Source organism: Pseudarthrobacter sp. B4EP4b, assembly GCF_006680095.1.
Lineage (GTDB): Bacteria > Actinomycetota > Actinomycetes > Actinomycetales > Micrococcaceae > Arthrobacter.
Genome location: NZ_VHIJ01000030.1, coordinates 80,493 through 88,342, shown reverse-complemented (window position 1 = coordinate 88,342; position 7,850 = coordinate 80,493). Strand labels below are relative to the sequence as shown.

7 protein-coding genes are annotated in these 7,850 nt (G+C 64.8%); 5 read left to right on the top strand and 2 right to left on the bottom strand.

Features of this window, described 5'->3' with window-relative positions:
• Positions 1–365: 365 nt before the first annotated feature.
• Together gcvH and FNL14_RS10980 are read left to right on the top strand one after the other, a co-directional pair.
• Entirely contained in the window at positions 366–749 is a 384-nt protein-coding gene (gene gcvH / locus FNL14_RS10985; RefSeq protein WP_091417187.1) for a glycine cleavage system protein GcvH, read from the top strand.
• A gap of 43 nt (positions 750–792) precedes the next feature.
• Positions 793–2,190, top strand: coding sequence for an L-serine ammonia-lyase (locus FNL14_RS10980; RefSeq protein WP_142059974.1), 1,398 nt, complete (start codon positions 793–795; stop codon positions 2,188–2,190).
• Positions 2,191–2,222: 32 nt separating this feature from the next.
• Here the strand turns inward: FNL14_RS10980 and FNL14_RS10975 are convergent, their stop codons facing one another.
• On the bottom strand, positions 2,223–2,756 hold the full coding sequence (locus FNL14_RS10975) for a TspO/MBR family protein (protein WP_142059972.1): 534 nt from the start codon (positions 2,754–2,756) through the stop codon (positions 2,223–2,225).
• 125 nt (positions 2,757–2,881) lie between these two features.
• Between FNL14_RS10975 and FNL14_RS10970 the strand changes: the two genes are divergently transcribed.
• The 3 genes from FNL14_RS10970 (at position 2,882) to FNL14_RS10960 (ending at position 6,999) form a co-directional block, all read left to right on the top strand.
• Positions 2,882–4,015 (top strand): peptidoglycan bridge formation glycyltransferase FemA/FemB family protein, encoded by a 1,134-nt coding sequence (locus FNL14_RS10970; RefSeq protein WP_142059970.1) that lies wholly within the window; start codon positions 2,882–2,884, stop codon positions 4,013–4,015.
• A 124-nt stretch (positions 4,016–4,139) separates the two neighbouring features.
• On the top strand, positions 4,140–5,456 hold the full coding sequence (locus FNL14_RS10965; RefSeq protein ID WP_142059968.1) for a peptidoglycan bridge formation glycyltransferase FemA/FemB family protein: 1,317 nt from the start codon (positions 4,140–4,142) through the stop codon (positions 5,454–5,456).
• Positions 5,457–5,511: 55 nt separating this feature from the next.
• Positions 5,512–6,999 carry a threonine/serine exporter ThrE family protein gene (locus FNL14_RS10960; protein ID WP_142059966.1) on the top strand — a complete coding sequence of 496 codons (1,488 nt, stop codon included), beginning with the start codon at positions 5,512–5,514 and terminating at the stop codon, positions 6,997–6,999.
• Here the strand turns inward: FNL14_RS10960 and FNL14_RS10955 are convergent, their stop codons facing one another.
• Positions 7,000–7,839, bottom strand: a complete 840-nt coding sequence (locus FNL14_RS10955; RefSeq protein WP_142059964.1) for a siderophore-interacting protein — start codon at positions 7,837–7,839, stop codon at positions 7,000–7,002.
• Positions 7,840–7,850: the final 11 nt, after the last annotated feature.

Sequence of the window (7,850 nt, the reverse complement as noted above, 5' to 3'; positions counted from 1 at the left end):
TCCCGGTGGTTGAGCTTGTCGAAACCTCAGGGCAGGCGACGACTAATCTCGGTGGATGAGTCGTTGGGCTGCGGGTTGCGTCCGGGCGGACGGACACATCATCTTGGGCGGTTAAATCCGCGAGACTGAGGGGTTCGTCCTGCCTGGCCGTGTTTGCGCTTGTTGGAGACTGGACCCTGCGGCACTCTGGCGACGTGTCTGTTTTTCGGGACTGTTGGCCTCGAAAACTGAACCTGCCTTGGCGGCTGTGGGGATTCCGGAAGCGTACGTCAGAGGCGAGGAACGAGCCAGTACGCGGAGGAATCCGCACAGCCGCACCCAACCCAGCCACAGATTTTGAAGATAGAAGAGCAAAGGAAAAACACATGGCTAAAGTTGCCGCTGACCTGCAGTACTCCGACGAGCACGAGTGGGTGGCCCGGGAGGGTGGGAACCTTGTGTCGATCGGGATTTCCGCTGTCGCTACGGATGCCCTCGGTGACATCGTCTACGTGGACCTGCCCGAGGTGGGTGCCACGGTGACGGCGGGGGAGACCTGCGGCGAAGTGGAGTCCACAAAGTCGGTCTCCGATTTGTACTCGCCAGTGACGGGTGAGGTGGTGGAGATCAATACTGGAGTTGTGGATGATCCCGCGCTGATCAACAACGATCCCTATGGGGCCGGCTGGCTCTTCAAGGTAGCTGCCGAGTCCGAAGGACCCCTGCTGTCTGCGCAGGAGTACGCGTCCAAAAATGGCGGGGACCTGTAATCCCCGTCAAGCAGCACCAAACCTCTATTAAGGATTTACGCACATGGCTGTTGGTGTCTTTGATCTCTTCTCCATCGGGATCGGGCCTTCGAGTTCGCACACCGTAGGGCCGATGCGGGCTGCCGCCGTCTTCGCCGAGGAGCTGAAGTCCTCCGGAGCACTGGACCGTGTGGCGTCGCTACGGGTGGACCTTTATGGTTCCCTCGCGGCGACCGGCCACGGGCACGGCACCATGACCGCGATCCTGCTGGGGCTGGAGGGTTTCCATCCGGAGCTGATCCTGCCGGACGAGGTGGAGGAACGGCTCGCCGCTATTGCCGAGACCGGCACCCTGCAACTCGCCGGTGCAGTGCCCCTGCCGTACGGCGTGCAGGACATGGTGCTGCGGCCGCTGACCATCCTGCCGCGGCACACCAACGGCATGACCTTCACCATCTTCGACGCCGAGGACGAGATCCTGCACACCGCCACCTTCTTCTCCGTGGGCGGCGGCTTCATCGTCCGCGAAGGCGAGGAGGACGCTGCACGGCAACAGCTGGAGGAGTCCAAGAAAGAACTTCCGCTGCCGTTCCGGACCGCTGCGGAACTTTTGGGCCGCAGCCAGTCCAAAGGACTTTCCCTTGCCGACATCATGCTGGTCAACGAGAAGGCCTCCCGCTCCGAAGAGGACATCCGCGAGGGCCTGCTCCACATCTGGTCGGTGATGGAGGACTGCGTGCAGGTGTCGCTGAAGCGTGAAGGGCTGCTGCCCGGGGGACTGAAGGTCCGTCGTCGTGCCCCCGACTGGCATGACCGCCTGCTGAAGGAAGACAAGGACCGGGACCCCAAGTATTGGCAGGAGTGGGTTAACTTGATCGCGCTGGCGGTGAACGAGGAAAACGCCTCCGGCGGCCGGGTGGTTACCGCCCCCACCAACGGCGCGGCCGGGATCATCCCGGCGGTGCTGTACTACGCCCTGCATTACGCCCCCGGGATGGAGAATGCCAGCCAGGAGGACCGCGACGACGTTGTGGTCAAGTTCCTGCTCACCGCGGGCGCCGTCGGGGTCCTGTACAAGGAACAGGCGTCCATTTCCGGGGCTGAGGTGGGGTGCCAGGGCGAGGTGGGATCGGCGTCGTCCATGGCGGCTGCCGGCCTGGCCGAGGTGATGGGCGGAACGCCGGCGCAGGTGGAGAACGCGGCGGAGATCGCGATGGAGCACAACCTGGGCCTGACCTGCGATCCGATCGGCGGGCTGGTGCAGGTGCCGTGCATCGAACGGAACGCGATCGCCGCGGCGAAAGCGATCAATGCCGCGAAGATGGCGCTCTGGGGCGACGGCTCCCACCGGGTCTCCCTGGATGAGGTCATTGTGACCATGCGCGAGACCGGCAAGGACATGAGCTCCAAATACAAGGAAACGGCCATGGGTGGCCTCGCCGTCAACGTGGCCGTGTGTTAGGAGCCGCCTGAAAGCGACTGGTGGACCGCCCCTCAGTTGTGGAGGGCGGCCCACCAGTTCAGCGTTGCGGCGAACACCAGCCAGGACACGTAGGGCAGGAGGAGTACGCCTGCCGTGCGGCTGATGGGGCCAAAAGCCAGCACAGTAACCGCGACGGCGGCGATCAGGGCAATGATGATGGCCAGAGCCAGCCACAGGGCAGCTCCGCCGATGGCGGGGTAGAGGCCGAAGAACACGGGCGTCCACGCAAGGTTCAAGGCAAGCTGGAGGCCATATAGCCGCAAGGCGCGCGGGGTGCCGGGTTCCCGCTTGCGCCACACCAGCCAGGCGGCCACGGCCATCCCGGTATAGAGAAAAGTCCAGACCGGGCCGAACACCCAGTTCGGCGGTGACCAGGGCGCCTTGTCCGCGGCGGCGTACCAGCCGCTCACGTTGTTGAAGGTGGCGAGCGAGCCGAGACCCGCAACAAGGAACGATGCAGCCACGAAGGCAACCAACACCAGGACCTGCCTGCTGATGCCCGGCGGTTCCTGATTTTTCCGCGGGGATGGTTCCACCTGCTGCATGCCCCAACCCTTGCCAAGAGCCTTGCTGGAGTCAAGGCAACAGGGCCGGCTCCAGCTTGGAGATGCGGCTCGAGTCCGCTCGACTGAAAAGCCGCCGTGCCGCCAGGCTTTAGACTTGAGGCTGCATGTCCGCACGCAGCCACGAGTACAGAACCGCGCACAACCCCCGATTGGACACGGCCCCTTTGCGAGAATTCACCGCACGTTTTGCCACAGCCGAGGAAATTGAAAACTGGGACAAGCACGTCACGGCCAACCCGAACGGCGGCAACATGCTGCAGTCCGCCGCGTACGCGACGGTAAAGAACGGCGCTGGCTGGAAAGTCCGGTTCCTGGTCCTGGAAAGCCCTGGCTCTGCCAGCTACAACCTGGTGCTGGAGAAAAAGTTTCCGGTCATGGGCCGGCTCTGGTACCTCATCAAGGGCCCTGACCTGGCAGCTGCCGGGGACCTCGGGGCAGCACTGGAAGCCTGCGCAGCCTTTGTCCGCGACAGGAAACTCAACGTCTTCACCATCAAGATCGAACCGGACATCGTGGACTCCGCCGATGCCCAGGCGCACTTGGCCGCCGCCGGCCTGGTGAAGGCCCCCAACATCCAGTCCAACGACTCCACCGCGCTGCTGGACATCTCCGGCGCCGAAGAAACAGTCTTCAAAGCAATCTCCTCCCGGGCCCGCAACGCCATCCGCCGCGCTGAACGGGAAGGCTGCGAGGTGCTGCGGGAAGAACCCGGGCCCGCAACCTACCGTGCGCTTTATGACCTCATGGCGGACACTGTGAACGCCAAGGGCTCCATGCCCCTGCGCAGCTACGAGTACTACGCGGCGTTCTGGGACGAGTTCTGCAGCCGCGGCCAGGGCAACTTCTTCTTCGTCTACGAGGACGGCAAACCCAGCGTGGGCGCCTTCGTGATCAATTACGGCGCCAAAGCAACGTACAAGGACGGCGGTTCCACCCAGAACCGCAAACAGTACGGCGATTCGCACCTGGTCCAGTGGGCAGCCATCCGGCGGATGCAGGAACTTGGCTGCACTGAATACGACTTCTGTGGAACACCGCCTGCCGCCCGGATCAAGGACAAGAGCCACAACCTGTACGGCATGGGGATGTTCAAGACCAGCTTCACCAAAACCGTCACGGATTTTGTGGGCTGCCACGACTACATCCTTGCCCCGCTCCGCCACAGACTCTGGGTCAACGGCGCAGAAAAGGTCTTCCGCCGGATTGAAACGGCGCGGACCGGCCAGCAGTTCTACTGACCGCACCCCGGCGAGGGCTTAGTCCGCAGGCTGAACCCCGGACTGTAAACAAAGCCGCGCCCGCATACCCGTCCCTGATCCAGCGGCCTTCCTGTTAGCCGCACACCGTGAATAAGGAAATCCCTTGAATCCAGTCACCACCGGCACCGATCTTGAATTTGCCCTCCTCAGCGACTCAGAGTTCGAGGCCTTTGCGGTCAAGCACCCGCAAAACAGCTTCCTCCAGTCCGTTGACTTCGCCCGATTCCAGCGCGCCCGCGGCCAGCAGGTGGAGCTCTTTGGCATCCGGCGCGGCGGCGAACTGGTGGCTGCCGGGAAGCTGAACTACACCACAACGCGCCTGGGGTACACGGTGTGTGAATGCGCCAAGGGCCCCCTGATGGACTACACGGACATCGAACTGGTGCGGGACGTCGTCGGACTCCTCCGCCGGCGGGCTGCGGAGCGCAAAGCCGCGGAACTGCGGATTTCCCCGAACCTGAAGTACATCGCCCGCGACGAGGACGGTGCCGAGCACCCGGAGGTTGAGGACAACCGCCCGCTGGTGTCACGGCTGTCCGGCCTGGGCTTCCAGCACCAGGGACTGGAGATGAACTTCGTCAACGTGAACTGGATGTTCATCAAGGACCTGACCGGAATCAAGGACGCCGAAGAGCTCATCATGGGCACGAGCTACCGGACCCGCAAGGCCATCCGGAAAGCGGAGAAAAACGGCGTTTTCCTGGAACAGGCCACGCTGGAAACCCTTGACGAGTTCTACGGTGCGCTGAGTAAGGCCGGGGACGAAAAGGGATTCGTCTACCGCGAGCGCGCCTACTACGAGCACCTGCTCCGGACCACGTCCCCGGAATTCACCAAACTCATGATGGCCAAGATCGACATCCCGGCCTACCGGAAATCCATTACCGAGCGGATGGCGGCCGAATCAGCCACCGCGGCGGAGCTGCGCCGCGAGGTGGAAGAGACCGGCAGCAAGAAAAAGGCGAACCGGCTCAAAGTGGTCCAGGATCTTGTGGACAGCTACGAGCGGAGCCTCACGGACATCGAGCGGTTCCCCGACTCCGTGGGTGTTGCCACCGTGGCCGCCATCCACTTCGTCTGCTACGGGGACGAAGTGGTGTGCGTGATCGGCGGCACCGTGCAGGACTACATCTACTTCAACGGGGCCACCTCGCTCTACTGGGGAATGATGCTGCACGCGCTGGAAAAGGGATACCCGCGGTACAACTTCTACGGAACGTTCGGCATTTCCGGGCAGGACGAGGAAGGCCACGGCGGCTACGAGTTCAAAAAGGGTTTCGGCGGAGAAGTGGTCCAGCTGGTGGGTGACTTCGTGATGCCGGTCCGGCCCGCCGTCTTCCACGCCAACCGCCTGGCCCGGGCCGCCGTGGCCGCAGCCCGCACGGTGCTGGGCAAGCTGCCCCTGAGGCGTACGGCCTGAAAGACTGGTCACAACACCGCACCGGGACCCTGCACCGCACTGGGAGGAGGCAACCATGACTGACCGGCCCGAGTACCCCGGGCACAGGCCGCAGACGGACGGCCTGCCCAAAACGGAACCACTGACAGCCTCCCAGGCGCGCCAGAACGCCGCCGCGAAAAGAATGCTGCGGCGCCTGGTCCAGGGCGAAAGCCCGCCCACCGCTCCTTTGAGCATCGTGGACCGGCTCACCGGCAGCCCCTACGCCAACCCGATGATCCAGGTGGGCGGCGTCGACACCTCTGCCCGCAAGACCCTCGACTTCGTCCTGCACCTGGCCGAGACGATGTTCCGCTACGGCGCCGGTGCGCTGGAGGTGGAAACCAGCATCATCGCCGTCACCGCGGCGCTGGGGCTGAAGAACATCGAAGTGGACATCACCAACCAGTCCGTCGGCATCAACTACGCTCCCAAGGACCAGACACCCATCGCGCTGCTGCGCGTGGTGCGCTCCTGGACCAATAACTACGCGGGCCTGGCCAAGGTCCACCAGCTCGTCACGGACATCGTGGCTGGCGGAGTGGGCCGTGACGAGGCCATCCGCCGGCTGGATGAGGCCATCACCAGCCCTAAACCGTTCCCGCGGTGGCTGGTCACGGTGGCGTTCGGGACCTTCGCAGCGGTCTTCGTGGGCGTCCTGGGCGGCGGGCCGGTGTCCTCGGCCATCGCCTTTGTGGCCAACATCGGCATCAGCCTGCTGGCCCGCCAACTGGGCCGGTGGCGGGTGCCGGACTTCTTCATCACCGCCAGTTGTTCGTTTGTGGTGACACAGCTGGCGCTGGTGCTGTGGCAGTTCGGGCTGACAACATCGCCGGCCATCGTGGTGGTGGGCGGAATCCTGCTGCTCCTGCCCACGGGACGCCTCGTCTCCTCGGTGCAGGATGCGATCAACGGCTTCCCCGTTACGGCTGCGGGACGGTTCCTGTCAACGCTGCTGACGTTCGGCGCCATCGTTGCGGGCATCGCCGTCGCCTTCGTGGTGGGCGAGCTGACAGGCATGCAGCGGATCGATGTCACGGAGACGTTCCCGCCGGCCTACGACCTCTGGGTCCTGGTGATCTTCGTCGCGGTGGCCGTGATGGCCATCGGGATTACGGAGCAGACCACCTGGAAGCTGCTGCTGCCCACGGCGGGAGTGGGAGTGGCGGGCTACTTCGTGCTGCTCGCCGCCGGCCAGCTGGGAGTCGGGGACCGGTTCTCGCCTGCGCTGGCCGCCGTGGTGATCGGCCTGCTGGCCCGCGTGGTTGCCCTGCGGATGGGGGCACCGCAGCTTGTGGTGGCGGTGCCGGCAGCCTTGATCCTGCTGCCGGGCCTGACCATCTTCCGGTCCATGTATGTGCTCACCATCGAGGAAGCCGAGATCCTCCTCGGCGCCGGCGGGATGCTCAATGCCGGTGCGATCGTCCTGGGAACGGCGGGCGGGATCGTCCTCGGCGACACCCTCGCCCGGCCGCTGACCCGTAGCCTGGCGAGCAACGAGCGGCGCCGGGCCCGCCGCCGCTGATTAGATCTGGCCGACCGGCAGCTTCTTCTCCGCCTGGAACACGTCCTCCACCCGGCCCTTGGCCCAGTAGCCCGAGAGCGAGACCTGCCTGCGGTCGAGGCCGCGCTGCTTGAAAAAGACGTCGCGCAGGGCCTTCATGTAGCCACGCTCGCCATGGGCGAACACGTCCACGCGGCCGGCAGGCCACGCGGCGTCCGCCACGGCCTGGACCAGGAGGTTGCTCTCGCCGGCGGGGACGCCGTTGCGGGTGAGCCAGCGCAGTTCCAATCCCGTCGGGGCAGCGACGGGCTGGATGTCGGCGTCGGAATCCACCTCAAGGAAGGCCAGGCCTGTGGCTTCGGCCGGCAGCGACTCGATGACTGCCGCGATGGCCGGCAGTGCAGCCTCATCACCGGCGAAAAGGTACCAGTCCGCGTCGGGTGCGGGGTTGTAGGCACCACCCGGGCCGGTGAACGTCAGGGTGTCGCCCGGCTGCGCCTGCGCGGCCCACGGACCCGCCAAGCCCTCGTCGCCGTGCACCACAAAGTCGATGGCCAGTTCGCGGGCTGCCTCGTCCACCCAGCGGACGGTATAGGTGCGGGTGTAGGGCCACTGTTCCCGCGGCATGGTTTCGCGGATGCTCCACAGGTCCAGGGGGGAGGGGTACTCGATGCCCGGCTGCGGGAAAACAATCTTGACGTAGCGGTCAACGAATTCGTTGTTGGAGAAGTCTGCGAAGCCGTCCCCGCCGGCAACAATCCGGACCATGTGCGGGGACAGTTCTTCCCTCCGGATTACAGTGAGATTGATCTGCGGACGGCTTTTTTTGGTGGCGCTGGTGGCGGCGGGCACGGTGCTCATAAGGCAAGCCT

Excerpts from the sequence above, each read along its gene's own strand:
- FNL14_RS10980 (WP_142059974.1), top strand. The coding sequence starts at position 793 with ATGGCTGTTGGTGTCTTTGATCTCTTCTCCATCGGGATCGGGCCTTCG.
- FNL14_RS10955 (WP_142059964.1), bottom strand. The coding sequence starts at position 7,839 with ATGAGCACCGTGCCCGCCGCCACCAGCGCCACCAAAAAAAGCCGTCCG.
- FNL14_RS10970 (WP_142059970.1), top strand. The coding sequence starts at position 2,882 with ATGTCCGCACGCAGCCACGAGTACAGAACCGCGCACAACCCCCGATTG.
- gcvH (WP_091417187.1), top strand. The coding sequence starts at position 366 with ATGGCTAAAGTTGCCGCTGACCTGCAGTACTCCGACGAGCACGAGTGG.
- FNL14_RS10975 (WP_142059972.1), bottom strand. The coding sequence starts at position 2,756 with ATGCAGCAGGTGGAACCATCCCCGCGGAAAAATCAGGAACCGCCGGGC.
- FNL14_RS10960 (WP_142059966.1), top strand. The coding sequence starts at position 5,512 with ATGACTGACCGGCCCGAGTACCCCGGGCACAGGCCGCAGACGGACGGC.